This window comes from Caldimonas hydrothermalis (assembly GCF_056746695.1).
In genome coordinates, this window is the sequence record NZ_JBWQXA010000006.1 from 53229 (window position 1) to 80094 (window position 26866).

Here is a 26866-nt window from a genome sequence, read left to right on the forward strand (position 1 = left end):
CGGCACGACGCCACCCGCGCACACCATGTCCCAGACCTCCCTGTCCTACCGTGACGCCGGCGTCGACATCGATGCCGGCGATGCCCTCGTCGAACGCATCAAGCCCCTGGCCCGGCGCACGCTGCGCGAAGGCGTGCTGGGCGGCATCGGCGGCTTCGGCGCCCTGTTCGAAATCCCGAAGCGCTTCAAGGAGCCGGTGCTCGTCTCGGGCACCGACGGCGTGGGCACCAAGCTGAAGCTGGCTTTCGAATGGGGTCTGCACGACACCGTGGGCATCGACCTGGTGGCCATGAGCGTCAACGACGTGCTGGTGCAAGGCGCCGAGCCCCTCTTCTTCCTCGACTACTTCGCCTGCGGCAAGCTCGACGTGGACACGGCCGAGCGCGTGGTGGGCGGCATCGCCCGCGGCTGCGAGGAGTCGGGCTGCGCGCTCATCGGCGGCGAGACCGCCGAGATGCCCGGCATGTACCCCCCGGGCGAATACGACCTGGCCGGATTTTGCGTCGGGGTGGTCGAAAAGAGCGGCATCATCGACGGCCGCGACATCACCCCGGGCGATGTGGTGCTGGGCCTGACCTCCAGCGGCGTGCATTCGAACGGCTATTCCCTGGTGCGCAAGATCGTCGAGCGTGCCGGCCCGGCCGGGCTGCCGGCCACGCTGGATGGCCAGCCCTTCCGCGAACGCGTGATGGCGCCCACGCGGCTGTACGTGAAGCCCGTGCTCGAGGCGATGAAGGCCGTGCGCATCAAGGGCATGGCCCACATCACCGGGGGCGGCCTGGTCGAAAACATCCCGCGCTGCCTGCCCGCGCACACCAAGGCCGTGCTGCAAGGCAATGCCTGGCCGCGGCCCGAGATCTTCCAGTGGCTGCAACGCGAGGGTGGCGTGACCGAGTCGGAGATGCACCGCACCTTCAACTGCGGCATCGGCTTCGTGGTGATCGTCGCGCAGGCCGATGCGGCCCGTGCGGCCGAATTGCTGCGTGCGCAGGGTCAGACGGTCCACACCATCGGCCATATCGAGGCACGTCAAGGCGACGAGGCCCCCACCCAGGTGGTCTGAACTCGCGCGAACGTCAATGCCAGCGCGGCGCACCGCCGCGCAGCGACTCCAGCCGCTCGGCGATGGCCAGCCGATCCGTGGCCTGGCGGGCTCGCTGCACATAGTCGGTCAGGTCCGCGATGGCTTCGTCGCGGCGACCCATCTCGGCGTAAGCCAGCCCGCGGTCGCGCAACTCGTCCAGGGCCTCGGGCAGCAGGATGACCAGCCGCTGCATCACCGCCACCAGGCGCGGCCAGTCCTCGTGGGTGCGATGGATCTCCTTGAGGTTGCGCAGCATGCGGGCGATCACTTCGCGAGAACTGGCCGACTGCAGGAACAGCCCCAGCGGCACGTCATCGTCGCCCGTCAGCCCCTGCTGGCGCTTGTAGGGGGCCAGACGCTCCTCCAGCTCCTCGCGCGACAGCGACAGGCCACTGAACGGGTCGATCACGACCTCGCCGCCTGGCATGCGCAGCTTCACCAGGAAATGCCCCGGGAAGGACACGCCTTTTGCAGGCAGCCCCACCTGGTGGGCCAGTTCGATGTAGAGCACCGCCAGCGAAATGGGGATGCCGCGCCGCGACTGCAGCACGATGTTCAAGCAACTGTTGTAAGGGTCGTAGTAATCGTTCACATTCCCCGCAAAGCCCAACTCTCCATAGAAATAGCGGTTGAGCATGCGCAGGCGGTGCAACGGCGCGCTGTCAGCGGGCAGCCGGCGTTTGAGCCGCTCGGCCAGGGCATCGATCTCGGCCAGGACCCCCTGGATGTCCAGGTCGGGGAACTCGTCCTGGGCCAGCGACAGCGCCGCCTCGGTCAAGGGAAAGGCGGCATCGTCGGCCACCAGGGTCGCGAAGTAGTCGAGCGCGGTCGAAGGGCCGTACTGCATGGATCCAGTGTAGTCCGAGCGCACAGGCTCGGCGAGGTGGGCGCCGGTGCGCCCGGGTGGTGAGCGCCTCGTCAGGCGCGCCGGGCCAACTGGCGCAGCCTCAGGCCCAGCGCCGCGAGCACACCGAAATAAAGCAGCGCTGCCGTGCCCAGGCACAGCGCCATCCAGCCGATGCGCACCCAGGGGGTGGCCCGCAGGGCCGTCCAGTCCAGGGCCTGGGCGGCGCCCGCCAGCGCCAGGCCCAGCACCGCGCAGGCGGCCGTCACCTGCGCGATGAAGCGCCCCCAGCCCGCCTGGGGCTCATAGGCTCCCCGGCGCCGCAGGCCTGCCAGCAGCCAGCCGGCGTTGACCAGGGCCGCCACCCCGATGGACAGGGCCAGGCCCGCATGGCCCAGCCAGGGCACGAACACGAGGTTCATCGCTTGCGTGAGCACGAGCACCACGATCGCAATGCGCACCGGGGTGCGGATGTCCTGGCGCGCGTAGAAGCCCGGCGCCAGCACCTTGATGGCGATCAAGCCGATCAGGCCGACACCGTAGCCCATCAGCGCCAGGCCGGTCTGGCGCAGGTCCTCGTCCTGGAAGGCGCCATAGTGATAGAGCACCGACACCAGCGGTTGGCCGAAGACCAGCAGCGCCACGGCGCTGGGCAGGGCCAGCAGCAGCACCAGCCGCAGGCCCCAGTCGAGCAGCTCGCTGTAGCGGCGCGTGTCGCCCACGGCCTGGGCGGCCGACAGCTGCGGCAGCAGCACCACCCCCAGGGCCACGCCGAGCAGTGCGGTGGGAAACTCCATCAGGCGGTCGGCATAGGTGAGCCAGGAGACCCGGCCTTCGCCGAGGAAGGAGGCGATCTGCGTGTTGATGAGCAGCGAGACCTGGGCCACGGCCACGCCCAGCACGGCCGGCGCCATCAGCAGCAAGATGCGCTGCACGCCTTCGTGCCGCCAGGCCGCACCCGGCCGGCGAAGGCGCGGGAGCATGCCGATGCGCCCCAGCGCCGGCACCTGCACGGCAAGCTGCATCGCGCCGCCCAACATCACGCCGGCGGCCATCGCGTAGATGCCGGGCAGCCCCCAGGCCTCCAAGCGCGGGGCCAGCCCCCAGGCCGCAGCGATCATCGCCAGGTTGAGCAGGACCGGCGTGGCCGCCGGCACTGCAAAGCGCTTCCAGGTGTTCAGGATGCCTGCCGACAAGGCCACCAGCGACATGAAGCCGATGTAGGGAAACATCCAGCGGGTCATCACGACCGCCGCCTCGAAGCCTTGGGGTGACTGCGTCAGCCCGGCAGCGATGGCATAGACCAGCACCGGCGCGGCCACCACGCCAAGCGCGCAAGTGAGCAGCAGCACCCAGACCAGCACGGTGGCCACGGCGTCCACCAGGGCACGGGTGGCCTCATCGCCCTGGCGGGCACGGCTTTCCGCCAGGATCGGCACGAAGGCCTGGGAGAACGCCCCTTCGGCGAACAGCCGGCGCAGCAGGTTCGGGATGCGGAACGCCACGTTGAAGGCGTCGGTCCAGGCCGAGGCACCGAAGGTGGCCGCCATCAGCAGTTCGCGCGCCAGGCCGGTGACACGGGAGGCCAGGGTCAGCAGGGAGACGGTGGAAGCGGCGCGCAGCAGGTTCATAAGAGCAGCGCAGCGCTGGACGCGCGCCTTCGGTGACGGGCGCGATTATAGGGAGCACAGGCCGCGGGCGCGGGGCCGGCCCAGCCCACCGCCCGCGGCAGACGATGAGCCCTGTGGGGCCCGTCTGGGCGGGATGGCCGGCCCATGCTATACTTCGAGTTTCGCTCAACCCGAATCGAATCCATCCGTCCATGGCCACTTCGTCCAAAGCCAAGAAGACCGTCCGCATCGCGTCGGGCCGCAAGCGCGCCCGCCAGGACGTCAAGCTCAACGCCGCGAACACCGCGCTGCGCTCCAAGTTCCGCACGGTCATCAAGAACGTTCAGAAGGCCGTGGCGGCCGGCGACAAGGCCCGTGCCGCCGACCTGTTCAAGCACGCCCAAAAGGTGATCGACTCGGTCGCTGACAAGGGCATCTTCCACAAGAACAAGGCCGCTCGCCACAAGAGCCGCCTGTCGGCGTCGATCAAGGCCCTGGCCGCCTGAAGCGCCTGCCGGGTTGAGACCACAAGGGCTCGCGATGCGAGCCCTTTTTCATGGCCTCATGGCCCCGCGTCGCCGGAGCGTGCGCAGGCGGCTCCTCAGCCCCGGGGCGGGGCCGGCGGGTCGGGGATCAGACAGGCCTCGACCATCTGCAGGTCGTTGTCGCGAGCGAAGTTCATCACGAAATCCCAGGCCATCGGTTCGATCTGCCGGATGGCCTCGTTGACCACCACGCACTTGACCCCTCCCACCACGGTGGGCACGCAATAAGGGGAGTAGCCCAGGGGCCCCGAGCGGCCAGGTTGCCCCCCGCCCGGGCGAAAACATGACATCACGCCGGCCAGGCGCTCGGCCCAGTCGCTGGGACGGAAGGTGCGGCCGTCGCGGGTGATCCCCTGAATGAAGATCTCACGGGGTTTGGGGCTGGTCATGCGGTACAGACTCTCGATGCGCCGCTTGTGGCGGCCGCGCTGCAAAGGGCGGGAAGGGGTCCTGCAGCGACATGTCTTAAGAATGATATCTTATATAAGACTTGCCAGGGTTTCAGTCGGGTTCCTGCCGCTGCCCAGGGACTTCCCGCCAGACCCCGCCGATGATGACGCACCCAAGCTGTCGCACGGCTTTCATGCCGCCTCGGTGGCGCCTGCCCTAGAATGAAATGCCGACGCGGTTGGGGGCCTTGCGGGTGTGCAGGGCTTGCCGCCGCGATTTTCTTTTGCGAAAGACGCCATGAACGCACCTCAGACCCCGACCTCGTCGATGCCTCATGTGATGAACACCTATGGCCGACTGCCGATCGCGTTGTCGCATGGACGAGGCTGCCGGGTCTGGGACACCAAGGGGCGCGAGTACCTCGACGCCCTGGGCGGCATCGCGGTCAACACCCTGGGACACGCCCATCCCAAGCTCGTGCCGGCCCTGCAGGACCAGGTCGCCAAGCTGATCCACAGCTCGAACTATTATCAGGTGCCGCTGCAGGAGCAGCTCGCCGCCCGGCTGGTGGAGCTGTCGGGCATGACCAACGTCTTTTTCTGCAACTCGGGGCTCGAGGCCAACGAGGCCGCGATCAAGATCGCCCGCAAGTTCGGGCATGACAAAGGCATCGAGACCCCGGAGATCGTGGTCTACGAAAAGGCCTTCCACGGCCGTTCGATCGCCACGCTGTCGGCCACCGGCAACCCCAAGGTGCAGGCCGGCTTCGGCCCGCTGGTGCCCGGCTTCGTGCGCATCCCGCTCAACGATGCGGCCGCGCTGGAGGAGGTGGCGAAGAACCGTCCCAACGTGGTGGCCGTGTTCCTGGAGACCATCCAGGGTGAAGGCGGCGTCCATCCGGCGCGGGCCGAGTACCTGCGGCAAGTCCGTCGTGTGTGCGACGAGCGGGGCTGGCTGCTGATGATCGACGAGGTGCAGTGCGGCATCGGCCGCACCGGCAAGTGGTTCGCCCACCAGTGGGCCGGCATCGTGCCCGATGTGATGCCCCTGGCCAAGGGCCTGGGCTCGGGCGTGCCCATCGGCGCCGTGGTGGCCGGCCCGAAGGCCGCGAACGTGCTGCAGCCGGGCAATCACGGCACCACCTTCGGTGGCAACCCGCTGGCCATGCGCGCTGGCGTCGAGACGCTGCGCATCATGGAAGAAGAGGGGCTGCTGGACAACACCGCCCGCGTGGGCGCGGCGCTCAAGGCCGGCCTCATGCGCGAGCTGGGCAGTCTGCCTGGCGTCGTCGAGATCCGAGGGCAGGGCCTGATGCTGGGCATCGAGCTCGACCGCCCCTGCGGCGCCTTGCTCGCCCAGGCGATGGAAGCGGGCCTGCTGATCAGCGTGACGGCCGACAAGGTGATCCGCATCGTGCCCCCGCTCATCCTCACCGAGGCCGAAGCCGACGAGATCGTGGCGAAGCTCGCGCCGCTGGTGAAGGCCTTCCTGGCCGCCCCCGCCTCATGAGGTCGGCGATGAAACCGGGAGACTCGCTGATGAAGCACTACCTGCAGTTCAAGGACTTCCGCGCCGAGGAGTATGCCTATCTCTTCGAGCGCGCCGCGCTGATCAAGAAGCGCTTCAAGAACTACGAGAAGTACCAGCCGCTGGTGGACCGCACGCTGGCGATGATCTTTGAGAAGGCCAGCACGCGCACGCGTGTGAGCTTCGAGGCCGGCATGTACCAGATGGGCGGCTCGGTGGTGCACCTGACCACCGGCGACAGCCAGCTCGGCCGCGCCGAGCCGATCGAGGACAGCGCGCGCGTGATCAGCCGCATGGTCGACCTGGTGATGATCCGCACCTACGAGCAGGCCAAGCTCGAGGCCTTTGCGGCGCATTCGCGCGTGCCGGTCATCAACGGCCTGACCAACGAGTTCCACCCCTGTCAGATCCTGGCCGACATCTTTACCTACATCGAGCACCGCGGCTCGATCAAAGGCAAGGTGGTGGCCTGGGTGGGCGATGGCAACAACATGGCCAACACCTGGCTGCAGGCCGCCGAGATCCTGGGGTTCACGGTGCATGTGAGCACGCCCAGCGGCTACGAGGTGGATCCCGCCCTGGCCGGCATCCGCGACCCGCGCTGCTACAAAACCTTCCGGGATCCGATGGACGCCTGCCGCGGGGCCGACCTGGTGACCACCGATGTGTGGACCAGCATGGGCTTCGAGGCCGAGAACGAACAGCGCCGCAAGGCCTTCGCCGACTGGTGCGTGGACGCCGACATGATGGCCGTGGCCAAGCCCGATGCGCTGTTCATGCACTGCCTGCCGGCCCACCGTGGCGAGGAGGTCACCGCCGAGGTCATCGACGGCCCGCAATCGGTGGTGTGGGACGAGGCAGAGAACCGCATGCACGTGCAGAAGGTGCTCATGGAGTACCTTTTGCTCGGGCGGATCGGCTGATACACCGCCGCCACGACCACACGCCGTAGGCCAGCGCGTTCACCGCGAGCACCCCGATGCCCAGCCAGGCCTGGACCGCCGGCGTGAGCCCCACCGGGTAGAGCAGCGGCATCACGTAGTGCTCGACGAAGGAGGTGGCATAGCCCGCCTCGCCGCCAGCGGCGCGCAGGCGGTTTTCCAGCGGGGTGAGCGGGCAGATGCCCGCGCTCAGCTCGATCCACACGCCCCAGGCCGCAGCCGGCAGGTGCACCCAGGCCAGGCGCGGCCAGCGCCACACCAGGAAGCCGCCCACCACGACGAACACGACGAAGCCCAGGTGCAGCAGCACCAGCAGGTCGGCGAGCACACGGTAGGCCATGGCGCCAGACTACAACAGGCGCGACAATCCAGGCGTGACCAGCCCCCCGGACAACCCCTGCACCACCTGCGGCGCCTGCTGCGCCAGCTTCCGCGTGGACTTCGCGCGCGATGAACTCGACGAGGCCGGGGGCCCGGTGCCCGCGGGGCTCACGGTGGAGGTGACCGACACCACCTGCCGCATGCGCGGCACCGACCATGCCCGCCCCCGCTGCGCCGCGCTGGTGGGCCAGGTGGGGGTGAAAGCGCACTGCGGCATCTACGAGTGGCGGCCCTCGCCGTGTCGCGAGTTCGGCGCGCTGGCACCGCTGGGCCTGCCGGATGACGCCTGCACCCGGGCCCGTGCACGTCATGGCCTTGCGCCGCTGGGTGGCCGCGGCTAGGAATTTGCCGTAGCGTTGGAAATAACCGACACCACGCTCTTTTTTGCGGTGCTGAAATTTCGGTTTTTCCAGTCACGAGCGGCCGATGAAACGCCTGTGGGACATCTCCCCGCCCCTGCACACCCGCAGCCCGGTCTTCCCGGGTGACACGCCCTACTCCCAGGTCTGGAGCGCCACCATCGGCCCCGGCTGCCCGGTGAACGTGAGCCAGATCACCACCTCGCCGCATGCGGGCGCGCACGCCGATGCGCCGCTGCACTACGCCAGCGGCGCACCGGCCATTGGTGCCGTGGACCTCGCCCCCTACCTGGGCCGGTGCCGGGTGATCCACGCCATCGCCGTGGGCCCGCTGGTGCGGCCCGAGCACCTGGCCCATGCGCAGGCCGGCCTGCCGCCGCGGGTGCTGGTGCGCACCTGCACCCGGGCCGTGGTGGACCGCTGGGTCGACGACTTCAGCGCCTTCGCGCCCGAGGCGCTGGAATGGCTGGCCGAGCGCGGCGTGAGGCTCGTAGGCATCGACACGGCCTCGGTGGATCCCGCCTCGAGCAAGACCCTGGACGCCCACCAGGTGTTGCTGCGGCGCGACCTGCGCGTGCTGGAGAACCTCGTGCTCGACGACGTGCCCGAGGGTGACTACGAGCTGATCGCCCTGCCGCTGAAGCTGATGGAGGCCGATGCCAGCCCGGTGCGCGCCGTGCTGCGCGAGTGGCCCTGAAGGAACCTTGACCATGACCACACGACAAGACTGCCTGGCGCTCGACGCCGCCGACCGGCTCGCCCCCCTGCGCGAGCTGTTCGAGATCCCCGAAGGCCTGATCTACCTCGACGGCAACTCTCTGGGCGTGCTGCCGCGCGCCACACCCGCTCGCGTGCAGCAGGTGGTGCGCGAGGAGTGGGGCCGCGACCTCATCCAAAGCTGGAACACCGCCGGCTGGATCGACCTGCCCCGGCGCGTGGGCGACAAGATCGCGCGGCTCATCGGCGCGGGCGCCGGCGAGGTGGTGGCGGCCGACTCGACCTCGGTGAACCTCTACAAGGTGCTGATGGCCGCGAGCCACATCACCCGCCAGGACCAGCCCACACGGCGCGTGATCGTCTCCGAGCGCAGCAACTTTCCCACCGACCTGTACATCGCTGAAAGCCTCGCGCGCGAACTGGGCTGGACACTGCGGCTCATCGAAGCCGATGAGGTGGAGGCCGCGCTCACCCCCGACGTGGCGGTGCTCATGCTCACGCATGTGAACTACCGCACCGGGCGCATGCACGAGATGGCGGCCGTCACACGCGCAGCGCATGCCGTCGGCGCCCTCGTGGTGTGGGACCTGGCCCACTCCGCCGGCGCCGTGCCGGTGGACCTGCGCGCAGCCGATGCCGACTTCGCGGTGGGCTGCGGCTACAAGTACCTCAACGGCGGGCCGGGCGCGCCCGCCTTCGTCTGGGCCCACCCGCGCCATGCCGACCGCTTCTGGCAGCCCCTGGCCGGCTGGATGGGACATGCCGCGCCGTTCCGGTTCACGCCGGACTACCAGCCCGCCCCCGGCATCGCGCGCTACCTGTGCGGCACGCCGGCGGTGATCGCGATGAGCGCGCTGGAGTGCGGCGTGGACACCGTGCTGGCGGCCGAACCGCTGGGCGGGATGGCCGCGCTGCGCGAGAAGTCGATCGCACTGACCTCCCTGTTTGCCGAGCTGGTCGAGGCGCGCTGCGCCGGCCACGGGCTGACCGTGGTGTCGCCGCGCGAACCGCGGCTGCGCGGCAGCCAGGTCTGCCTCACCCGGGCCGAGGGTGCCTATGCCATCGTGCAGGCCCTGATCGCGCGACGGGTGGTGGGCGACTTCCGTGCCGGTGATGTGCAGACGCCGGACATCCTGCGTTTCGGCTTCACACCGCTGTACACGCGCTACGTGGATGTGTGGGATGCGGTGGAGCAGTTGGTGCAGGTGATGGAAAGCGGGCAATGGCGGGAAGCGCGCTTCCACCAGCGTGCCGCGGTGACCTGAGGACGAGCGATGACAATGACACAGCGACCCGAAGATATCGTGCACGCCGAAGGCGCCCGGCTCGACTTCTCGAAGGACATGAGCTATGGCGACTACCTGCACCTGGACGAGATCCTGAGCGCGCAGCACCCGCTCTCGCCCGACCACAACGAGATGCTGTTCATCGTGCAGCACCAGACCAGCGAGCTGTGGATGAAGCTGATGTTGCATGAGCTGCATGCGGCCATCGCCTGCATCGCCCACGACGAGCTGCCGGCGGCCTTCAAGATGCTCGCGCGCGTGAGCCGCATCATGGAGCAGCTCGTGCACGCCTGGGACGTGCTGGCGACGATGACGCCGCCGGAATACTCGGCCATCCGGCCGTATCTGTCGAACTCCAGCGGCTTCCAGAGCTGGCAGTACCGCTGCATCGAATTCGCGCTGGGCAACAAGAACGCGGCTATGCTCAAGCCGCATGCGCACAACCCGCGCCGCCTGGCCGAGGTGGAGGCGGCCTGGCGTGCGCCCTCGCTGTATGACGAATCGCTGCGGCTGCTCGCGCGACGCGGACTGCCGGTGCCGGTCAGCCATGTCGAACGCGACTGGACCCAGCCTTACGTGGAAAGTCCCGAGGTCGAGCAGGCCTGGCTGCAGGTCTATCGCCAGCCCGCTCAGCACTGGGATCTCTACCAGCTCGGCGAGGAACTCACCGATCTGGAGGACGCCTTCCGCCTGTGGCGCTTCCGCCACGTGACCACGGTGGAGCGTGTGATCGGCTTCAAGCGAGGCACCGGCGGCACCTCGGGCGTGGGCTACCTGCGCAAGATGCTCGATGTGGTGCTCTTCCCGGAGATCTGGAAACTCCGCACGGACCTGTGACGGCCGGCTGGCTACACTGCCGGCCGTGGAAACCAAATGGCTTGAAGACTTCGTGAGCCTGGCCGAGACGCGCAGCTTCTCGCGCTCGGCGCAGTTGCGGCACGTGACGCAGCCGGCCTTCTCGCGCCGCATCCAGGCGCTGGAAGCCTGGATCGGCATCGACCTGGTCGACCGCTCGTCCTACCCCACACGGCTCACACCGGCCGGCGAAACCTTCCTGGCCCAGGCCCTGGAGATCCTCGGCACGCTGCAGGCCACGCGCAACCTGATGCGCGCACACCGCGCCACCGGCCAGGACCTGATCGAGTTCGCCGTGCCCCACACCCTGGCCTTCACCTTCTTCCCGCATTGGATCACCAACCTGCGCGAGCGCTTCGCGCCGGTGAAGAGCCGGCTGATCGCCCTGAATGTGCACGATGCGGTGCTGCGCCTGACCGAAGGCAGCTGTGACCTGCTGATCGCTTACCACCATGCCTCGCAGCCGTTGCAGATCAACCCCGACCGTTACGAGATGCTCACCCTGGGGGTGGAGACGCTGGCCCCCTATGCCAAGGCCGGCCCGGACGGCCAACCGCTGTTCCAGGTCACCCAGGGCACGCCGCAGCGGCCGGTGCCCCTGCTCAGCTATGCCGCCGGCGCCTACCTGGGCCGGCTGGTCGAGTCGATCAAGCAGCGCTCGCCGGTGCCGCTGCACCTGGAAACCATCTACGAGACCGACATGGCCGAGGGCCTGAAGGCCATGGCCCTGGAAGGCCATGGCCTGGCCTTCCTGCCGGGCAGCTCGGTGCGCAAGGAAACGCGCAGCCGGCGGCTGGTGAGCGCCGCGGCCGACCCGGCCCCCTACGAAGTGACCATGGACGTGCGGATCTACCGCGAGCGCCCCGAAGTCGCCAAGCACGTGCGGCCGGCCGCCCAGGCCTTGTGGGAATATCTGCGGCTGGCGCATCCGGACTGAATCCGCGACGATCGGACGCCGGACAGACCACACCGAGGAGCTTGCATGGGTTGGGCAGTGTTGGCGGTGGCCATCGCGGTGATCTGGCTGCTGGCTCCAGTGGTGGCCAGGATCCGGGCACTGGCCTGCCTGAGGCTGCCGAGCCGGCTGATGCGCCGGCCGGCACCGCCGCGGCTGCAGGCGGCGGTCGAGGATCTGTTCGGCCCGATCGAGGCCGAGCTGGCCGAACTGGGTTTTCGCTTCTCGCATGCAGCCGAAGCCCTGGCCGAGCCCCGCGACCTGAGCCCCTGGCAGCCGGTGCGGGTGTTCCGGCACTTCCACTTCCCCATCGTCGCCCAACTGGCCGGCCCCGGCCTGCCCGAGCTGCCCAACGTGCCGGTGCTGACCCTGCTGGCCGAACTGAAGGACGGGCCGATGGTGGCCACGCAGAACGTGCCGATGAACCTCTTCCCGCCCGACCCGCAGGTGCTGCGCAGCGGCGGCGACAGCTTCGTCTCGGTGAAGGACCAGTACGAAGCCCAGCTCGACGCCATGCGTGCCGAGGGCCTGCAGGACTTCCGGCCCTGGGGCGACCCCGAGGACATCGAGGCCCGGCTCGGGGCCTACGAGGAACGCAGCCTGCAGGCCCTGGTGCAAGCCGGCTGGTGCGAGCCCGAGGGCCAGGCCCTGCGCATCGTCCCGCGCAAGCTGCCGGCCCTGGGGCGTTTCCTGGCGCGCCAGCTCAAGCGCCTGGTGCACACGCTGAAGCAGGCGCCGCCGCAGTCCCTGGCCCTGAAGACCTCGGCCCCGCTCGAACGCAGCCTGATGCTCTTCGTTGCCACGCGCGCCCGGCCCAAGCACAGCCCGCCCCCCGTGGTGCAGTGGACGCTTTATGGACTCAGCGCCGCGCTCTTCCTCGTGCTGGGCGGCCTGCTGCTGGGCTGGCGCTTTGCGGGCCTGTTGCTGGTCGTGATTGCGCTGCACGAGGCGGGTCACTATCTCGCGATGCGTGCGCTGGGCTATCGCCGCGTGCAGATGCTGATGCTTCCGCTGATCGGCGGTGTGGCCTTTGGCGAGGAAAGCAAGCCCAACGCCCTGCACCGCATCATCGTGAGCCTGGCCGGCCCCGTGCCCGGCCTGCTGCTGGGCGCGGCGCTGCTGTGGTGGCAGCCGGCGGTGCCCGAGGTCGGGCTGCTGGGCTGGATCCTGGTGTGGGTCAATGCCTTCAACCTGCTGCCCTTCCACCCTCTGGATGGTGGCCATGTCCTCGAGGCCCTGGTGCCGGCACGCCAGGTGGTGGTGCGCGTGGCCCTCGAGGGCTTGGCCGCGGCGGGCCTGCTGGCGCTGTGGTGGTTCTTCGGCTTGGAGATCGCCCTGGTGCTGCTGGTGCTGCGGGCTCTGACCTGGCGCGGACTGTGGCGCCAGTTGCAGCTCGAGCGGCTCTACGCTGCAGTCGCACGCAGGCACAAGCCAGCCGACGCCCGCGCCCTGGCGCGGCTGGCGTTCCAGGCCCTGGAGCGCATCGTGCCCGCCAGGGCTTCGCTCAAGCAGCGCATGGACATGGTCGATGAACTCATCATGCACCTGCGCTACCGGCCGCTCAAAGGCTTCGCGGCTTTCGGAGTCGGCGCGCTCTATCTGGCCGTGCTGGCCTCACCGGTCGTACTCACCCCGCAGCTCCTGGCCGTCGGCCGCCTGGCCTTCATGAGTGAGCCCGAGCGGGCATCGGCCGCAGCCGAGCGGCGCTTGGAGGCCGCCCGCCAATGGAGCGTGGCCGAGCTGGCGCTGGCACTCGGCCGGGCCGACCCGACCCCCGCGCCTGGCGCCTCGGAGCTGGCGCTGGCATCGCTGGCCCAGCGCACCGGCGACGTGCTGCCCGAGGAAGCCGTGATGTTCTACCGCAGCCGCGATGGCCTGCGCACCTCGGCATCGCTGGAGATCTGGCCGGTCAGTGAGGTGCAGACGCTGCGGCAGGCCCGGCCGCGCCTGGCCCAGCAGCTCAGCGCGCGTGCAGCCTCTTTGCGGCCCGGCCCGCCGCAGACCCTGCCGATGCCCTGCCCACCGGGCGCCGAAGGCCGCTGCGACGCCGGCCTGGACGAGGTGCTCGACTGGTGGCAGATCGGCACCCTGGAGGGGCAGCCCCTGCTGCTGGATCCGCGGCGCCCTTCGGGCCAATGGCGCTTGGTGCGGCTCGACCCTCAAAGCGCCACGCTGCATCCCGAACCCGGCTTGCGTGAGCTGCTGCTGCGCGCCTACCTGCAGCAGCCCCCGGGTCGCCCCCCAGGCTGACGCCGGACCGACCCGCCGATCGGCGACAATCGAGCCCCTGCCCCACCGGAAACCACCACCGCACACGCCCTATGCCGGCCATGATCGAGATCCGCCACGTCAGCAAGTGGTATGGTCCCTTCCAAGTCCTTGCGGACTGCAGCACCAGCGTCGACAAAGGCGAAGTGGTCGTGGTCTGCGGCCCCTCGGGCTCGGGCAAGTCCACCCTGATCAAGACGGTCAACGGACTCGAGCCCTTCCAGCAAGGCGAGATCCTGGTCGATGGGGTCTCGGTGAATGACCCCAAGACCAACCTGCCCCGCTTACGTTCGCGCGTGGGCATGGTGTTTCAGCATTTCGAGCTCTTCCCGCACCTGTCGGTGACGGAGAACCTGACGCTGGCCCAGGTCAAGGTGCTGGGTCGCAGCAAGGACGAGGCCCGCGAGCGCGGACTGAAGATGCTCGACCGCGTGGGCCTGATGGCCCACAAGGACAAGTTCCCCGGCCAGCTCTCGGGCGGCCAGCAGCAGCGCGTGGCCATCGCCCGGGCGTTGAGCATGGACCCGATCGTGATGCTCTTCGACGAACCCACCTCGGCGCTCGACCCCGAGATGGTGGGCGAGGTGCTCGACGTGATGGTGCAGCTCGCCCAGGAAGGCATGACGATGATGTGCGTCACGCACGAAATGGGCTTTGCGCGCAAGGTCAGCCACCGCGTGATCTTCATGGACCAGGGCCGCATCCTGGAGGACTGCGCCAAGGACGACTTCTTCGGCCAGCCTGAGCGCCGCACGCCACGGGCCCGAGAGTTTCTCTCGAAGATCCTGCAACACTGAACACCCCTTCGCGAGCCGCGCGCTGCGCGAGGGGGCCGGGTTACAGCAGGTTGCGCACCTGGGACTGCACCTGCAGCAGGGCCGGCAGGCAGCGGTCCTGCAGTTCGCTCATCGACATGCGTGCGGCGTGCACGCTGACGTTGAGTGCCGCCACCGCGTCGCCGCGCAGGTTTCGCAAGGGCACCGACAGCGTGCGCAGGCCCAGCTCCAGTTCCTGGTCGACCGCGGCATAGCCCTGGGCACGGGCCCGGGCGATCTCGATGCGCAGCCGGTCCTTGTGCGTGATGGTGTGCGGCGTGAGCGGCTCGAGCCGCTGCTCGTCGAGCCAGGCGTCGATCTTCTCCTGCGGCAGCGCCGCCAGCAGCACACGGCCGTTGGCCGTGCAGTAGGCCGGCACACGCGTGCCCGGCTGCAGCGTGGCCGAGACCACACGGCCGGCAGTGGTGGCGGCGATGCAGATCACGTCGTTGCGGTCGAGCACCCCGGCCGAAGAGGCCTCCTGCAGCGCGTGCGCCAGCTTGTGCAACTGCGGGTGCACGATGCGCGGCAGACGGGCCGAGTGGATGTAAGACTGGCCCAGGCGCAGCACCTTGGGAGTGATGGAGAACATGCGCCCGTCGTAAGCCACATAGCCCAGATGCGTCAGCGTGAGCAGGTAGCGCCGCGCCGCCGCGCGTGTCAGCCCGGTGCGCTGAGCCACTTCGGTCATCGACAGGCGCGACTGGTCCTGGTCGAATGCCTCGATCACCGCCAGCCCCTTCTCCAGCCCCGCGATGAAATCGCGCTTTTGCACCTGAAACTCAGGCCCGGACATGACGGTAAGCGACATCGTTGCCCCTTTCTACTGCTGCGTCGCGCGCTTCGCGCACAGAAGGACCGATCACCGCATCCATCGGCACGGAAGGCTTGTTCTGCGCGGCAATATAGCCTAGATTGGCTGGCGTTGTTCGGCCAACAACCATCAGTGCGCCTATCGCCCTGATTGAAAATCTCAAAGACCCTGCCGTCGCGGCGCTACTCCTGCGGCTTCGGCGCGACCGTCACGTCATGTCCGCATTCATCTTCGAAAGTTTCCTGTCCACCCCCGAGATGCTCGACACCTTCGGCGAGTCCTCGGTGATCCAGGCCATGATGGATTTCGAGGCCGCGCTGGCGCGTGCGCAGGCCGAGGAAGGCCTGATGCCTGCGGCCTGCGCCCAGGCGATTGCCAGCGTGTGCAAGGCCGACCTGTACGACCTGCCCGGTCTCATCGCCGACAGCCGCCGCAGCGGCAGCCTGGCCATCCCGCTGGTGAAGAAGCTCACCGAGACGGTGGCCCTGTTCGACAAACCGGCCGCCGGCTATGTGCACTGGGGCAGCACCAGCCAGGACGTGATCGACACCGGCATGGTGCTGGTGACACGCCGGGCGCTGGGCGTGATCGACCGCGACCTCATGCGCCTGGTGAACGCCTTGCTGGGCCTGGCCCGCACGCATGCGCGCAGCCCGGTGCTGGCACGCACCCTGATGCAGCCCGCCCAGGTGGTGACCCTGGGCTACAAGCTGACGGGCTGGGTGGCGCCGCTGCTGCGCACCCAGCAGCGGCTGCGCGAGACGGCCGCGCGCGCGCTGCGGCTGCAGCTCGGCGGGGCCGTGGGCACGCTGTCGGCCATGGGCCCCAAGGGCCCCGCGGTGGCCCGGCGCATGGCGCAATCGCTCGGGCTGCCCTGGTCCGCGCTGGCGTGGCACACCCAGCGTGACGAATGGGTGGCGTTGGCAGCGGAACTCGGCGTGCTGTGCGGCAGCCTGGGCAAGATCGCGCGCGACCTCTCGCTGATGGCCCAGGGCGAGATCGCCGAACTGGCCGAACCCTCGGGCGGCGGACGCGGCGGCTCGTCGGCGATGCCACACAAGCGCAACCCGGTCTCCAGCATGGTGGCCCTGGCGGCGACCACGCGCACGCCGCAGCGTGTGGCCGCCTTGCTGGCCAGCATGGCACAGGAGCATGAGCGGGGACTGGGCAACTGGCAGGCCGAGCTGGCCGAGTGGGCAGGCCTGTTCCTCAGCGCCCACGGCGCGGTGAAGGCGCTGGCCGAAGCCGCCGAAGGTCTGGAGGTGGACCAGGCGCGCATGCGCGCGAACATCGAGGCGCTGCAAGGCCTGGTCAGCGCCGAGGCCGTGTCGATGCTGCTGGCCGAAGCCATGGGCAAGGCGGGCGCGCATGCTCTGATGGAAAGCTTGACGCATCAGGCCCTGGCCTCCAAGCGCCACCTGCGCGAGGTCACGCTGGAGGCCATCACCCTGGATGCCGCACTGAGCGGCCTGCACGACCGTCTCGTCCCGCTCTTCGACATCGACCAGGCCGCCGAGCCGGCCGCGCGCATCGCGCTGGAACAGCTCGAAACCCTCGAAGCCCACGCCCGGCATCTGCAGTGCGCCCCCCGTCCCTATTGAGGCCCGAACCGAGATGAACACGCCCCCTTGCCCCGACCACACCGACGCCTTCGACCAGGGCCTGCGCAACCGGCGCGCCGTGCTGGGCGACGCCTGGGTCGATCGCTCGCTGGCCCAGGCCAATGCCTTCAATGCCGACTTCCAGTCGCTCATCACACGCTACGCCTGGCACGACATCTGGGGCCGTCCCGGCCTGGACCACCGCACCCGCCGCCTGCTGGTGCTGGGCATGACCATCGCCCAGGGTCGCTGGGAGGAGTACGAGTTGCACCTGCGCGCCGCCGTGGCCGGCGGCGTGGCGCTCGACGAGATCAAGGAAACCTTGTTGCAGTCGGCCATCTACTGCGGCGTGCCTGCGGCCAACACCGCGTTCAAGCTCGCCCTCGATGTCCTGCGGCAGATGGGCGTGGCCCTGCCGGCACAGCCGCTCACGCCCGAGCACCGCATCAGCACCCACCGCACCTTCAGCACCCCCGAGCTGCACGTCCTGCGACAGGGCCGCGGCACACCCGTCGTGCTCAGCCACGCGCTGGGCATGGACGTGCACCTGTGGGACGCCCTGGCGCGCTCGCTGGCCGACCAGGGCTGCGAAGTGCTGCGCTACGACCACCGCGGCCATGGGCAGTCGGCCTCGCCCCCGGGGCCGTACTCGATGGATGACCTGGTGGCCGATGCCGCACGTGTCGTGCGTGAATGGGGCCGGGGCCCGGTGGTGTGGGTCGGCCTGTCCATGGGCGGCATGGTGGGCCAGGGCCTGGCCGCGCGCCACCCCGACCTGGTGCGGGCCCTGGTGATCGCCAACTCCACGGCGTGGTACCCCGAAGCCGCCCAGGCCCTGTGGGCCCAGCGCATCGCCACAGTTCAGGCGCAGGGCCTGGCTGCGATCGCCGACGGGGTGATGGGCCGCTACTTCCACGACGACTTCCGCGCCGCCCACCCGGAGGTGGAAGCCGCCGCACGCGCCACCTTGCTGCGCACAGACCCGCAGGGCTATGTGGCCTGCTGCCATGCGGTGGCCGGGGTGGACTGGCGCGAGGCCCTGCCCACGATCGCCTGCCCCGTGCTGGTGATCGCGGGCCAGCGCGACCAGGGCGCCCCGGTGGCGATGTCGCAGGCCATCGTGCAGGCGCGCCCCGGCGCCCAGCTCGTGGTGCTGGACAACGCCTCGCACATCAGCGTGCTCGAGGCGCCTGAAGCCTTCGAGCGCACGCTGCGCGAGTTCCTGGACACGCTCTGACCCGGCGGCCGACCACGCCCGATCGGGTATGGTCGCGGTCATGAGCGATCTGACCTTTTTCTGGCACGACTACGAGACCTTCGGCCGCGTGCCCCGCCGAGACCGGCCCGCCCAGTTCGCCGGCATCCGCACCGATGCCGAACTGAACACCGTGGGCGAGCCGGTGATGCTGTACTGCCAGCCCGCGCCGGACTACCTGCCCGACCCCGAGTCCTGCCTGCTCACCGGCATCCTGCCCCAGCACTGCCGCGAGCGCGGCGTGCCCGAGCATGCCTTTGCAGCCGCCGTGGAGGCCGAACTCGCCCGCCCCGGCACCGTGGGCTTGGGCTACAACACCTTGCGCTTCGACGACGAGGTCACGCGCTTTCTCTTCTGGCGCAACCTCATCGACCCCTACGCCCGCGAATGGCAGAACGACTGCAGCCGCTGGGACTTGCTGGACGTCGTGCGCGCCACCTGGGCGCTGCGCCCCGAGGGCATCGAATGGCCCACGCACGAGGACGGTCGGCCCAGCTTCAAGCTCGAGCACCTGACGGCCGCCAACGGTCTGGCCCACGAGTCCGCCCACGACGCGCTGTCCGACGTGCGCGCCACCATCGCCCTGGCCCGGCTGATCCGCTCCCGCCAGCCGCGTCTGTGGGACTTCTGCTTGAGGCTGCGCAAGAAAGACGCCGTGCTGGCCGAGATGGGCGCGGGCCGGCCCTTCGTGCATCTGTCGGGCATGTACGGCGTGCAGCGTGGCGGCCTGGCCATCGTCTGGCCGCTCGCCCCGCACCCCCTGCACAAGAACGAGATCATCGTCTGGGATCTGGACCACGACCCCGCCGAGCTGTTCGAGCTCAGCAGCGCGCAGGTGCGCGAGCGCCTGTACACCCGCCGCGAAGACTTGCCCGAGGGCGTCAGCCGGCTGCCGATCAAGACCATCCACCTCAACCGCTGCCCCATCGTGATCGGCAACCTCAAGGCCCTCACACCGGCCGTGATCGAACGCTGGCAACTCGACATCGACCGGGCCCTGCGCCACGCCCAGACCGTGGCACGCGACGGCGCCAAGCTCGCCGGCCTGTGGCCCGAGGTGTTCGCGCGACCCGAAGCGCCGGCTGCAGTGGATGTGGATGAGGATCTGTATGGCAGCTTCATCGGCAACGAGGACCGCCGCCGCCTGCAGCGAGTGCGTACCGCCCGGCCCGAAGCGCTGGCCGAGCGCCTGCCGAGCTTCGACGACGAGCGGCTGAACGAACTCGTCTTCCGCTATCGAGCCCGCAACTTCCCGCACACGTTGAGCGCAGCCGAGCAGACCCGCTGGCGCGAACACTGCCATGCACGCCTGCACGATGGCACCCACGGCCTGCCCACGCTGGCGCAGTATTTCGAGCGCATCGACGCCCTGGGCGAATCCCTGGCCGATGACGACGAGCGCGGCCAGGACATCCTGGGCGCGCTCTACGATTACGCGGAGGAACTCGCGGAGTTCAGCGCCGCGGCGTGATCACACGCGCTCCAGGATCACCGCAATGCCCTGGCCCACGCCGATGCACATGGTGCACAGGGCATAGCGGCCCTTCGTCTTGACGAGCTGATTCACCGCCGTGGTGGCCAGGCGGGCCCCCGAGGCGCCCAGCGGATGACCCAGCGCGATCGCGCCGCCGTTGGGGTTCACACGCGGGTCGTCGTCCTTCAGGCCCAGCTCGCGCAGCACCGCCAGGCCCTGGGCCGCAAAGGCCTCGTTGAGCTCGATGACGTCCATCTGCTCGAGTGTCAGGCCCGTGAGCGCCAGCACCTTGCGGGTGGCCGGCGCCGGGCCGATGCCCATCACACGCGGCGGCACGCCGGCCGTGGCCATGCCCACCACGCGGGCCTTCGGCGCGAGGCCGTGCTTCGCGGCGCTGGCCTCGTCGGCCAGCAGCAGGGCACACGCACCGTCGTTCACGCCCGAGGCATTGCCCGCCGTGACCGTGCCGTCAGGGCGCACCACGCCCTTGAGTTTGGCCAGGGCCTCCAGCGAGGTCTCGCGCGGGTGCTCGTCACGGTTCACGACGAGGGGGTCGCCCTTCTTTTGCGGAATGGTCACCGGCGTGATCTCGGCATCGAAGTAGCCGGCCTTCTGCGCAGCCACCGCCTTGAGCTGCGAGGCCAGCGCCATCTTGTCCTGGTCCTCGCGGCTGATCTTCCAGTCGGTGGCCACGTTCTCGGCCGTCTCGGGCATGGAGTCCACGCCGTACTGCGCCAACATCCGCGGGTTGATGAAGCGCCAGCCGATGGTGGTGTCGTACACCGCGTTGTTGCGCGAGAAGGCGCTCTCGGCCTTGGGCATCACGAAGGGCGCGCGGCTCATGCTCTCGACCCCCCCGGCGATCATCAGGCCCGCCTCGCCGCTGCGGATCGCACGCGCGGCCGTGCCCACGGCATCCAGGCCCGAGCCGCACAGCCGGTTGACCGTGACGCCGGGCACGTCCAGCGGCAGGCCGGCCAGCAGCGCGGCCATGCGCGCGACGTTGCGGTTGTCCTCGCCGGCCTGGTTGGCGCAACCGAGAATCACATCGGTCACGGCCGCCCAGTCGACATTGGGGTTGCGCGCCATCAGGGCCTTGATCGGCACGGCGGCCAGGTCGTCGGTGCGCACGGACGACAGCGAACCGCCATAGCGGCCGAAGGGGGTGCGGATGGCATCGCAGATGAAGGCTTGCGTCATGGCAGCAGATCTTTCTCTTTCGGTGGGGGAGGTCGTCGATCACGCGCGCTGCAGCGCGATGGCCGTGAGCGACTGAAGTTCATCGAAACTCAAGCCCTCGACCATGTCGATCACCTTGGCGCCCTCGGGGGTGAGGTCGATGACGGCCAGGTCGGTGTAGACCCGGCTCACACAGCCCACACCGGTCAGGGGGTAGGTGCATTGCGGCACCAGCTTGCTCTGGCCGCTCTTGGTCAGGTGCTCCATCATCACGTAGGTCTTCTTCGCGCCGATGGCCAGGTCCATCGCACCGCCCACGGCGGGAATCGCATCGGGCGCACCGGTGTGCCAGTTGGCCAGATCGCCATTGGCAGCCACCTGGAAAGCGCCCAGAACGCACACGTCGAGATGGCCGCCGCGCATCATGCCGAAGCTGTCGGCATGATGGAAATAGCAGCCGCCGGGCAAGAGCGTCACGGGCTGTTTGCCGGCATTGATGAGGTCATAGTCCTCCTCGCCCGGCGCCGGGGCCGGGCCCATGCCGAGCACGCCGTTCTCGCTGTGCAGCACCACCTCCCGATCGGGCGGGATGTGGTTGGCCACCAGGGTGGGCAGTCCGATGCCGAGGTTGACGTAGGCGCCGTCGGGAATGTCGGCCGCCACCCGCCGGGCCATCTCATCGCGGGTCCACTTCTTCATCATGCGGCCTCCTGCTTGAAGCCACCCGCCCGGGTGATTCGGCGTTCCACCTGCACCACGCGATGCACGAAGATGCCCGGGGTCACGACGGCCTCCGGGTCGAGCGCGCCGAGTTCGACAATCTCGGGCACCTCCACCACCGTGCACTGGGCAGCCATGGCCATGATCGGCCCGAAGTTGCGCGCCGTCTTGCGGTAGACGAGGTTGCCCCAACGGTCGGCCCGCTCGGCCTTGATCAGAGCCAGGTCGGCGTGGATGGGATACTCCAGCACATAAGGCCGGCCGTTGATTTCGCGGGTTTCCTTGCCCCGGGCCAGCTCGGTGCCGTAGCCGGTGGGCGTGAAAAAGGCCCCGATGCCCGCGCCGGCTGCGCGGATGCGCTCGGCCAGGTTGCCCTGCGGCACGAGCTCCAGTTCGATCCTGCCGCTGCGGTACAGGCCGTCGAACACGTGGGAATCCACCTGACGCGGAAAGGAACAGATGATCTTCCTCACCCGCCCGGTCTTCAACAAGGCGGCCAGTCCGGTGTCGCCGTTGCCGGCGTTGTTGTTCACCACTGTGAGATCCTTCGCCCCCTGGGCGATCAGGCCCTCGATCAGGTGGTCAGGGATGCCGGCGGTGCCAAAACCACCGATCATCACGGTGGAGCCGTCGCGCACGTCGGCCAGGGCGGCCTCGACCGAGGCACAGATCTTGTTGATCATGGAACGCCTATCGAACAGATGATTGACAAAACCACTGAAAGTTCTAATATTGAACAGTGGTTCTTCTCGTGAACATTCACTGTACTCCACGATGAGCCCGAACTCAAGCTCGACCTCCCCCGAGCGCATCGAACCCGGCGACAGCTACGTGCAATCCTTCGCGCGCGGCCTGGCGGTGGTGCGCACCTTCAGTGGCGAAGCCCCGGCCCAGACCATCTCCGAGGTGGCCGAGCGGGCCGGCCTGACCCGCGCCGGCGCGCGGCGCATCCTGCTGACGCTGCAGCACCTGGGCTATGTGGAGGCCGAGGGGCGGCTGTTCCGCCTCACGCCCAAGATCCTCGACCTGGGCTTTGCCTACCTGAGCTCGCTGCCGCTGTGGAACCTGGCCGAGCCGGTGATGGAGGACCTGGTGGCCGACATCAAGGAATCGTGCTCGGCCGCGGTGCTCGACGCCACCGACATCGTCTACGTGCTGCGCGTGCCCACGCACAAGATCATGGCCATCAATCTGGGCGTGGGCAGCCGCCTGCCGGCCTACTGCACCTCGATGGGCCGAGTGCTGCTGGCCGGCCTGAGCGACGCGGAACTCGACGCCCGCCTGGCCGCCAGCGACTTGGTGCAGCGCACCCCCAAGACTGAAACCGACCCCACCCGCCTGCGCGCCTTGATCGAACAGGTGCGCGTGCAGGGCTGGGCCCTGGTGGCCGAAGAACTCGAAGAGGGCCTCGTCTCACTCGCCGCCCCCATCCGCGGCCGCAATGGCGACGTGGTGGCCGCCATCAACGTGAGCGGCCAGCAGCACCGCACGCCGCCGGTGGTGATGCTCGAGCGCTTCTTGCCCAAGCTGCTTGCCGCGGCGCATCAGATCAGCTCGATGATCGGCGGCGCCAAGTAAGCCCGGCTCTTACGCGCTGCGCGCCCCCAAGCGCTGGGACACCGCCCGCGCACACTCGCGCAGCGCCTGCGCCAGCTCGCCATCCCAGCGCGTGTCGAACACGCCAGACGGACCGATGGCGGTGACGGCCATCACCATCTGGCCCGCGTGGTCGAACACCGGGGCGGACATGGCGCTCACGCCCTGGATCACGGCCCCTTCTGAGCGGCTCATGCCATGAGCACGTACTTCGGCCAACGTGGGCTCGAACGCCTCCCAGCAAGGCAGCGGCTTGGGCGGGGGCATGCCAGGCTGGGCACGCAGACCCAGGGCTTGCTCACGGGCACGCTCCTCTTCCAGGGCCGCGCGCACTTTGTCGGCCGGCAGATACGCCGCAAACAGCCGCCCCGAGGCCGTGCCGGGCAGGGATTCGACCGTGCCGTGGCGCATGTTCACGTGCACGGCGGCCGGGGATTCCTCGATGCGCACGATGGTGGGGCCGCGCGAGCCCCACACCGCCACGGCCACGGTGTGTCCGATGCGCTGGGCCAGCTCGGCAATCAAGGGTGTGGCGATGCGCACCGGATCGGCCTGCTGCAGCGCGATCAGGCCCAGTTGCAAGGCCAGGGGCCCCAAGCCGTAGTGGCCGCTGACTTCGTGCTGCTCGACCAGGCCGATCTTCCCGAAGCTCACCAGATAGGGGTGGGCCTTGGCCGGCGCCATGCCGGCCTCGCGGGCCAGGTCCTTCAGCGGCAAGGCCCGGCCGGCATGGGCCAGCGCCCGCAGCAATTGCCCTCCCACCTCCACACTCTGAATGCCCCGCCGGTCCCGCTCGGCCTTCGTGTTGTTGTCGTCCACGGTTGATGTGCTTTCCAGGCCTCCGGGCCTTTCGACCAGGGGTTTACCCTGAATTCTCTTTGTTACCTGTCAAATTGATTAGACATTAGCAAACAAGTTGACTACGATCAAGTGTAGTTCAGCGATGTCAAACTGCTTCGCCTACGTATAACGCGACGCCCCACCGACCAGGAGCCTTTATGAGCCAGAAAGCCTTTGCCAGCCAGGCCGATCTCGAGGAGAAGCAGGTCAGCTTCACCCGGCTGTCCGAGCATGCCTATGCCTACACCGCCGAGGGCGACCCCAACACCGGCGTCATCATCGGCGACAACGCCGTGATGGTGCTGGACACCCAGGCCACCCCTGCGATGGCCCAGGACGTCATCGCCCGCATCCGCCAGGTCACCGACAAACCCATCAAGTACGTCGTGCTCACCCACTACCACGCCGTGCGCGTGCTGGGCGCCTCGGCCTACCAGCCCGAGCACATCATCGCCAGCCACGACACCCTGGAGCTCATCCGCGAGCGCGGCGAGCAGGACAAGGCCAGCGAGATCGGCCGCTTCCCGCGCCTGTTCCGCAATGTCGAGACCGTCCCGCCCGGGCTGACCTGGCCCACCCTGGCCTTCACCGGCCAGATGACGCTGTGGTTGGGCCAACTCGAGGTGCAACTGCTGCAACTGGGCCGCGGCCACACCAAGGGCGACACCGTGGCCTGGCTGCCCCAGGAGCGCATCCTGTTCTCCGGCGACCTGGTGGAGTTCGACGCCACGCCCTATGCCGGCGACGCCTACTTCAAGGACTGGCCGCACACGCTGGACCGCATCGCCGCGCTGAACCCCGCCAAGCTCGTGCCCGGCCGCGGCGCGGCGCTGACCACGCCCGAGCAGGTGCAGGCCGGCCTGGCCGGCACGCGCAGCTTCATCGCCGATGTCTACGCCTGCGTGCAAGAAGGGGTGGCCGCCGGCAAGGACCTCAAGACCATCTACAAAGACACCTACGCCCGGCTCCAGCCCAAGTACGGCCACTGGGTGATCTTCGACCACTGCATGCCCTTCGATGTCACCCGCTGCTATGACGAGGTCACGCAATACGCCGACCCGCGCATCTGGACGGCCGAGCGCGATCGTCAGATGTGGGAGGCGCTGGAGTCATGAACCTTCGTGACCTGGCCCGCGCGCATGGCGAGGGCATTGACTACCAGACAGTGAGCTTCGACTACGAACGCTCCCCCGACCAGGACGCCGCCGCTGCAGTGCGCCACCCGGTGGTGGTGGTGGGCGCCGGGCCGGTGGGCATGAGCCTGGCCATCGACCTGGCGCAGCAGGGCGTGCGTGTGGTGCTGTTGGACAACGATCACAAGCTGTCCGTGGGGTCGCGCGCGATCTGTTTTGCCAAACGCACGCTGGAGATCTTCGACCGCCTGGGCTGCGGCGACCGCATGGTGGCCAAGGGGGTGTCGTGGAACGTGGGCAAGGTCTTCTTCCGCAACGAGCAGATCTACGGCTTCAACCTGCTGCCCGAATCCGGCCACGAGCGCCCGGCCTTCATCAACCTGCAGCAGTACTACGCCGAGGGCTACCTGGCCGAGCGCATCGCCGAGCTGCCGCTGATCGATCTGCGCTGGCGGCATGCCGTGACCGCCGTGCAGCCCCGGGGCGACCATGTGGTGGTGACGGTGGACACGCCCGAGGGCCCCTACACGCTGGAGGCCGGCTACCTCATCGCCTGCGACGGCTCGCGCTCGCCGGTGCGCCAGATGATCGGCCAGGAAAGCCATGGGCGGGTGTTCCGTGACCGCTTCCTGATCGCCGACGTGAAGATGCATGCGGACTTCCCCACCGAGCGCTGGTTCTGGTTCGACCCGCCCTTCCATCCGAACCAGAGCGTGCTGCTGCACCGCCAGCCCGACGACGTGTGGCGCATCGACTTCCAGCTCGGTTGGGACGCCGACCCCGAGACAGCGAAGCAGCCCGAGAACGTGATCCCGCTGGTGAAGGCGCTGCTCGGCCCGGACGTGCCGTTCACGCTGGAATGGGTCAGCGTCTACACCTTCTCCTGCCTGCGCATGGACCGCTTCTGCCACGGGCGGGTGATCTTCGCCGGCGATGCGGCCCATCTCGTCTCACCCTTTGGCGCACGCGGCGCCAACTCCGGGGTGCAGGACGCCGAGAACCTGGCCTGGAAGCTGGCGGCCGTGCTGCGTGGTCAGGCCGGGCAGGCCCTGCTCGACAGCTACGGCACCGAACGCGAGTACGCGGCCGACGAGAACATCCGCAACTCCACACGTGCCACCGACTTCATCACGCCCAAGAGCGAGGTGAGCCGGCTCTTTCGCAACGCGGTGCTCGACCTGGCCAAGGACCATGCCTTTGCGCGCAGCCTGGTCAACAGCGGGCGGCTGTCGGTGCCGGCCACGCTGCGCGACTCGCCGCTGAACACCCCCGACACCGAGGCCTTCGAAGGCCGCATGGTGCCCGGCGCCCCGGCCACGGACGCCCCGGTGACGGTGAACGGCCGCCCCGGCTGGCTGCTGCGTCACCTGCAGGGCTCGCGCTTTGCCGCCCTCGTGTTCGACGGGCCCGATGCACCGCAGCTCATGGCTGCCGTGCGTGCCGCCGCCGAAGGACTGACCGAGCTCGAGGTGCTGCTCGTGACGGACAGGCCGCGCGCCCTGGACGGTGTGCGCTGCCTCGTCGACACCGAAGGCCTGGTGGCTCGTCGCTACGACGCCCGCGCCGGCACCGTCTACCTGCTGCGCCCCGACCAGCATGTGTGCGCGCGCTGGCGCGAGCCCTCCACCGCATCGGTGCGCGCCGCGTTGCGCCGCGCGCTGGCCCTGCATTGAGAGG

26 protein-coding genes are annotated in these 26866 nt (G+C 69.0%); 17 read left to right on the plus strand and 9 right to left on the minus strand.

Annotated elements, in window-relative coordinates:
- Positions 1 to 25: 25 nt before the first annotated feature.
- Complete coding sequence (gene purM, locus AC1ECW_RS09350) at positions 26 to 1063, plus strand: phosphoribosylformylglycinamidine cyclo-ligase (RefSeq protein ID WP_409704091.1); 1038 nt, start codon at positions 26 to 28, stop codon at positions 1061 to 1063.
- A gap of 13 nt (positions 1064 to 1076) precedes the next feature.
- Here purM and AC1ECW_RS09355 read toward each other — a convergent pair whose 3' ends face one another.
- Both AC1ECW_RS09355 and murJ read right to left on the minus strand, forming a co-directional pair.
- Positions 1077 to 1931 (minus strand): SirB1 family protein, encoded by an 855-nt coding sequence (locus tag AC1ECW_RS09355; protein WP_409704093.1) that lies wholly within the window; start codon positions 1929 to 1931, stop codon positions 1077 to 1079.
- A 71-nt stretch (positions 1932 to 2002) separates the two neighbouring features.
- Positions 2003 to 3559 (minus strand): murein biosynthesis integral membrane protein MurJ, encoded by a 1557-nt coding sequence (gene murJ / locus AC1ECW_RS09360; protein ID WP_481201696.1) that lies wholly within the window; start codon positions 3557 to 3559, stop codon positions 2003 to 2005.
- A gap of 191 nt (positions 3560 to 3750) precedes the next feature.
- Between murJ and rpsT the strand changes: the two genes are divergently transcribed.
- Positions 3751 to 4044 carry a 30S ribosomal protein S20 gene (gene rpsT, locus AC1ECW_RS09365; RefSeq protein WP_409704097.1) on the plus strand — a complete coding sequence of 98 codons (294 nt, stop codon included), beginning with the start codon at positions 3751 to 3753 and terminating at the stop codon, positions 4042 to 4044.
- 95 nt (positions 4045 to 4139) lie between these two features.
- Here rpsT and AC1ECW_RS09370 read toward each other — a convergent pair whose 3' ends face one another.
- Positions 4140 to 4472, minus strand: a complete 333-nt coding sequence (locus AC1ECW_RS09370) for a DUF3579 domain-containing protein (protein ID WP_409704099.1) — start codon at positions 4470 to 4472, stop codon at positions 4140 to 4142.
- Between the two features lie 298 nt (positions 4473 to 4770).
- Between AC1ECW_RS09370 and AC1ECW_RS09375 the strand changes: the two genes are divergently transcribed.
- Positions 4771 to 5982, plus strand: a complete 1212-nt coding sequence (locus tag AC1ECW_RS09375) for an acetylornithine transaminase (protein WP_481201697.1) — start codon at positions 4771 to 4773, stop codon at positions 5980 to 5982.
- A gap of 8 nt (positions 5983 to 5990) precedes the next feature.
- Positions 5991 to 6923, plus strand: a complete 933-nt coding sequence (gene argF, locus AC1ECW_RS09380; RefSeq protein ID WP_409704104.1) for an ornithine carbamoyltransferase — start codon at positions 5991 to 5993, stop codon at positions 6921 to 6923.
- On the opposite strand, the gene AC1ECW_RS09385 is transcribed toward argF, so the two are convergent.
- Entirely contained in the window at positions 6889 to 7281 is a 393-nt protein-coding gene (locus tag AC1ECW_RS09385) for a DUF2784 domain-containing protein (protein WP_481201698.1), read from the minus strand. The two genes, argF and AC1ECW_RS09385, sit on opposite strands and share 35 nt — an antisense overlap.
- Between AC1ECW_RS09385 and AC1ECW_RS09390 the strand changes: the two genes are divergently transcribed.
- From AC1ECW_RS09390 to AC1ECW_RS09420, 7 genes are all read left to right on the plus strand, one after another.
- On the plus strand, positions 7280 to 7663 hold the full coding sequence (locus tag AC1ECW_RS09390) for a YkgJ family cysteine cluster protein (protein WP_481201699.1): 384 nt from the start codon (positions 7280 to 7282) through the stop codon (positions 7661 to 7663). The genes AC1ECW_RS09385 and AC1ECW_RS09390 overlap by 2 nt on opposite strands.
- Before the next feature lie 85 nt (positions 7664 to 7748).
- A complete protein-coding gene (gene kynB, locus AC1ECW_RS09395; protein WP_481201700.1) occupies positions 7749 to 8378 on the plus strand; it encodes an arylformamidase in 630 nt (209 codons plus the stop codon).
- A 13-nt stretch (positions 8379 to 8391) separates the two neighbouring features.
- The gene (kynU, locus tag AC1ECW_RS09400) at positions 8392 to 9663 is read left to right on the plus strand and encodes a kynureninase (RefSeq protein WP_481201701.1); all 1272 of its coding nucleotides are present in this window, start codon (positions 8392 to 8394) and stop codon (positions 9661 to 9663) included.
- A gap of 9 nt (positions 9664 to 9672) precedes the next feature.
- Positions 9673 to 10521: a tryptophan 2,3-dioxygenase gene (gene kynA, locus AC1ECW_RS09405; protein WP_481201702.1), complete on the plus strand. Its 849-nt coding sequence runs from the start codon at positions 9673 to 9675 to the stop codon at positions 10519 to 10521.
- Positions 10522 to 10546: 25 nt separating this feature from the next.
- On the plus strand, positions 10547 to 11476 hold the full coding sequence (locus AC1ECW_RS09410) for a LysR family transcriptional regulator (RefSeq protein ID WP_409704116.1): 930 nt from the start codon (positions 10547 to 10549) through the stop codon (positions 11474 to 11476).
- A 45-nt stretch (positions 11477 to 11521) separates the two neighbouring features.
- On the plus strand, positions 11522 to 13744 hold the full coding sequence (locus AC1ECW_RS09415) for a metalloprotease (protein ID WP_409704118.1): 2223 nt from the start codon (positions 11522 to 11524) through the stop codon (positions 13742 to 13744).
- Between the two features lie 80 nt (positions 13745 to 13824).
- On the plus strand, positions 13825 to 14559 hold the full coding sequence (locus AC1ECW_RS09420; RefSeq protein ID WP_409704120.1) for an amino acid ABC transporter ATP-binding protein: 735 nt from the start codon (positions 13825 to 13827) through the stop codon (positions 14557 to 14559).
- 40 nt (positions 14560 to 14599) lie between these two features.
- On the opposite strand, the gene AC1ECW_RS09425 is transcribed toward AC1ECW_RS09420, so the two are convergent.
- Positions 14600 to 15373, minus strand: a complete 774-nt coding sequence (locus tag AC1ECW_RS09425) for an IclR family transcriptional regulator domain-containing protein (RefSeq protein ID WP_481201703.1) — start codon at positions 15371 to 15373, stop codon at positions 14600 to 14602.
- A 233-nt stretch (positions 15374 to 15606) separates the two neighbouring features.
- Here AC1ECW_RS09425 and pcaB point away from each other — a divergent pair, with 233 nt between their 5' ends.
- The 3 genes from pcaB to sbcB are packed head-to-tail and all read left to right on the plus strand — an operon-like array spanning position 15607 to position 19718.
- Positions 15607 to 16992 carry a 3-carboxy-cis,cis-muconate cycloisomerase gene (pcaB, locus tag AC1ECW_RS09430; RefSeq protein ID WP_409704124.1) on the plus strand — a complete coding sequence of 462 codons (1386 nt, stop codon included), beginning with the start codon at positions 15607 to 15609 and terminating at the stop codon, positions 16990 to 16992.
- Positions 16993 to 17005: 13 nt separating this feature from the next.
- On the plus strand, positions 17006 to 18229 hold the full coding sequence (gene pcaCD, locus AC1ECW_RS09435) for a bifunctional 4-carboxymuconolactone decarboxylase/3-oxoadipate enol-lactonase PcaCD (RefSeq protein ID WP_409704126.1): 1224 nt from the start codon (positions 17006 to 17008) through the stop codon (positions 18227 to 18229).
- Positions 18230 to 18269: 40 nt separating this feature from the next.
- The gene (sbcB, locus tag AC1ECW_RS09440; protein ID WP_409704128.1) at positions 18270 to 19718 is read left to right on the plus strand and encodes an exodeoxyribonuclease I; all 1449 of its coding nucleotides are present in this window, start codon (positions 18270 to 18272) and stop codon (positions 19716 to 19718) included.
- On the opposite strand, the gene pcaF is transcribed toward sbcB, so the two are convergent.
- The 3 genes from pcaF to AC1ECW_RS09455 are packed head-to-tail and all read right to left on the minus strand — an operon-like array spanning position 19719 to position 22303.
- Positions 19719 to 20921, minus strand: coding sequence for a 3-oxoadipyl-CoA thiolase (gene pcaF / locus AC1ECW_RS09445; RefSeq protein WP_409704130.1), 1203 nt, complete (start codon positions 20919 to 20921; stop codon positions 19719 to 19721).
- A 39-nt stretch (positions 20922 to 20960) separates the two neighbouring features.
- The gene (locus AC1ECW_RS09450; RefSeq protein WP_409704132.1) at positions 20961 to 21599 is read right to left on the minus strand and encodes a 3-oxoacid CoA-transferase subunit B; all 639 of its coding nucleotides are present in this window, start codon (positions 21597 to 21599) and stop codon (positions 20961 to 20963) included.
- On the minus strand, positions 21599 to 22303 hold the full coding sequence (locus tag AC1ECW_RS09455) for a 3-oxoacid CoA-transferase subunit A (RefSeq protein WP_409704134.1): 705 nt from the start codon (positions 22301 to 22303) through the stop codon (positions 21599 to 21601). The genes AC1ECW_RS09450 and AC1ECW_RS09455 overlap by 1 nt, the downstream gene beginning before the upstream one ends.
- 91 nt (positions 22304 to 22394) lie before the next feature.
- On the opposite strand from AC1ECW_RS09455, the gene AC1ECW_RS09460 reads away from it, so the two are divergent.
- Positions 22395 to 23198, plus strand: a complete 804-nt coding sequence (locus AC1ECW_RS09460) for an IclR family transcriptional regulator (RefSeq protein ID WP_409704136.1) — start codon at positions 22395 to 22397, stop codon at positions 23196 to 23198.
- A gap of 9 nt (positions 23199 to 23207) precedes the next feature.
- On the opposite strand, the gene AC1ECW_RS09465 is transcribed toward AC1ECW_RS09460, so the two are convergent.
- Positions 23208 to 24035 (minus strand): IclR family transcriptional regulator, encoded by an 828-nt coding sequence (locus AC1ECW_RS09465; RefSeq protein ID WP_409704138.1) that lies wholly within the window; start codon positions 24033 to 24035, stop codon positions 23208 to 23210.
- 179 nt (positions 24036 to 24214) lie between these two features.
- On the opposite strand from AC1ECW_RS09465, the gene AC1ECW_RS09470 reads away from it, so the two are divergent.
- Both AC1ECW_RS09470 and AC1ECW_RS09475 read left to right on the plus strand, forming a co-directional pair.
- The gene (locus tag AC1ECW_RS09470; RefSeq protein ID WP_481201704.1) at positions 24215 to 25171 is read left to right on the plus strand and encodes an MBL fold metallo-hydrolase; all 957 of its coding nucleotides are present in this window, start codon (positions 24215 to 24217) and stop codon (positions 25169 to 25171) included.
- The gene (locus AC1ECW_RS09475) at positions 25168 to 26862 is read left to right on the plus strand and encodes an FAD-dependent oxidoreductase (RefSeq protein WP_481201705.1); all 1695 of its coding nucleotides are present in this window, start codon (positions 25168 to 25170) and stop codon (positions 26860 to 26862) included. Before AC1ECW_RS09470 ends, AC1ECW_RS09475 begins: the two co-directional genes overlap by 4 nt.
- The last annotated feature ends 4 nt before the right edge of the window (positions 26863 to 26866 follow it).

Excerpts from the sequence above, each read along its gene's own strand:
- argF (WP_409704104.1), top strand. The coding sequence starts at position 5,991 with ATGAAACCGGGAGACTCGCTGATGAAGCACTACCTGCAGTTCAAGGAC.
- AC1ECW_RS09415 (WP_409704118.1), top strand. The coding sequence starts at position 11,522 with ATGGGTTGGGCAGTGTTGGCGGTGGCCATCGCGGTGATCTGGCTGCTG.
- AC1ECW_RS09375 (WP_481201697.1), top strand. The coding sequence starts at position 4,771 with ATGAACGCACCTCAGACCCCGACCTCGTCGATGCCTCATGTGATGAAC.
- pcaB (WP_409704124.1), top strand. The coding sequence starts at position 15,607 with ATGTCCGCATTCATCTTCGAAAGTTTCCTGTCCACCCCCGAGATGCTC.
- AC1ECW_RS09455 (WP_409704134.1), bottom strand. The coding sequence starts at position 22,303 with ATGATCAACAAGATCTGTGCCTCGGTCGAGGCCGCCCTGGCCGACGTG.
- AC1ECW_RS09385 (WP_481201698.1), bottom strand. The coding sequence starts at position 7,281 with ATGGCCTACCGTGTGCTCGCCGACCTGCTGGTGCTGCTGCACCTGGGC.
- sbcB (WP_409704128.1), top strand. The coding sequence starts at position 18,270 with ATGAGCGATCTGACCTTTTTCTGGCACGACTACGAGACCTTCGGCCGC.
- rpsT (WP_409704097.1), top strand. The coding sequence starts at position 3,751 with ATGGCCACTTCGTCCAAAGCCAAGAAGACCGTCCGCATCGCGTCGGGC.
- kynA (WP_481201702.1), top strand. The coding sequence starts at position 9,673 with ATGACAATGACACAGCGACCCGAAGATATCGTGCACGCCGAAGGCGCC.
- AC1ECW_RS09475 (WP_481201705.1), top strand. The coding sequence starts at position 25,168 with ATGAACCTTCGTGACCTGGCCCGCGCGCATGGCGAGGGCATTGACTAC.
- kynB (WP_481201700.1), top strand. The coding sequence starts at position 7,749 with ATGAAACGCCTGTGGGACATCTCCCCGCCCCTGCACACCCGCAGCCCG.
- AC1ECW_RS09460 (WP_409704136.1), top strand. The coding sequence starts at position 22,395 with ATGAGCCCGAACTCAAGCTCGACCTCCCCCGAGCGCATCGAACCCGGC.
- AC1ECW_RS09450 (WP_409704132.1), bottom strand. The coding sequence starts at position 21,599 with ATGAAGAAGTGGACCCGCGATGAGATGGCCCGGCGGGTGGCGGCCGAC.
- AC1ECW_RS09425 (WP_481201703.1), bottom strand. The coding sequence starts at position 15,373 with ATGTCCGGGCCTGAGTTTCAGGTGCAAAAGCGCGATTTCATCGCGGGG.
- pcaCD (WP_409704126.1), top strand. The coding sequence starts at position 17,006 with ATGAACACGCCCCCTTGCCCCGACCACACCGACGCCTTCGACCAGGGC.
- AC1ECW_RS09370 (WP_409704099.1), bottom strand. The coding sequence starts at position 4,472 with ATGACCAGCCCCAAACCCCGTGAGATCTTCATTCAGGGGATCACCCGC.
- AC1ECW_RS09420 (WP_409704120.1), top strand. The coding sequence starts at position 13,825 with ATGATCGAGATCCGCCACGTCAGCAAGTGGTATGGTCCCTTCCAAGTC.
- purM (WP_409704091.1), top strand. The coding sequence starts at position 26 with ATGTCCCAGACCTCCCTGTCCTACCGTGACGCCGGCGTCGACATCGAT.
- kynU (WP_481201701.1), top strand. The coding sequence starts at position 8,392 with ATGACCACACGACAAGACTGCCTGGCGCTCGACGCCGCCGACCGGCTC.
- AC1ECW_RS09390 (WP_481201699.1), top strand. The coding sequence starts at position 7,280 with ATGGCGCCAGACTACAACAGGCGCGACAATCCAGGCGTGACCAGCCCC.
- AC1ECW_RS09355 (WP_409704093.1), bottom strand. The coding sequence starts at position 1,931 with ATGCAGTACGGCCCTTCGACCGCGCTCGACTACTTCGCGACCCTGGTG.
- murJ (WP_481201696.1), bottom strand. The coding sequence starts at position 3,559 with ATGAACCTGCTGCGCGCCGCTTCCACCGTCTCCCTGCTGACCCTGGCC.
- AC1ECW_RS09470 (WP_481201704.1), top strand. The coding sequence starts at position 24,215 with ATGAGCCAGAAAGCCTTTGCCAGCCAGGCCGATCTCGAGGAGAAGCAG.
- pcaF (WP_409704130.1), bottom strand. The coding sequence starts at position 20,921 with ATGACGCAAGCCTTCATCTGCGATGCCATCCGCACCCCCTTCGGCCGC.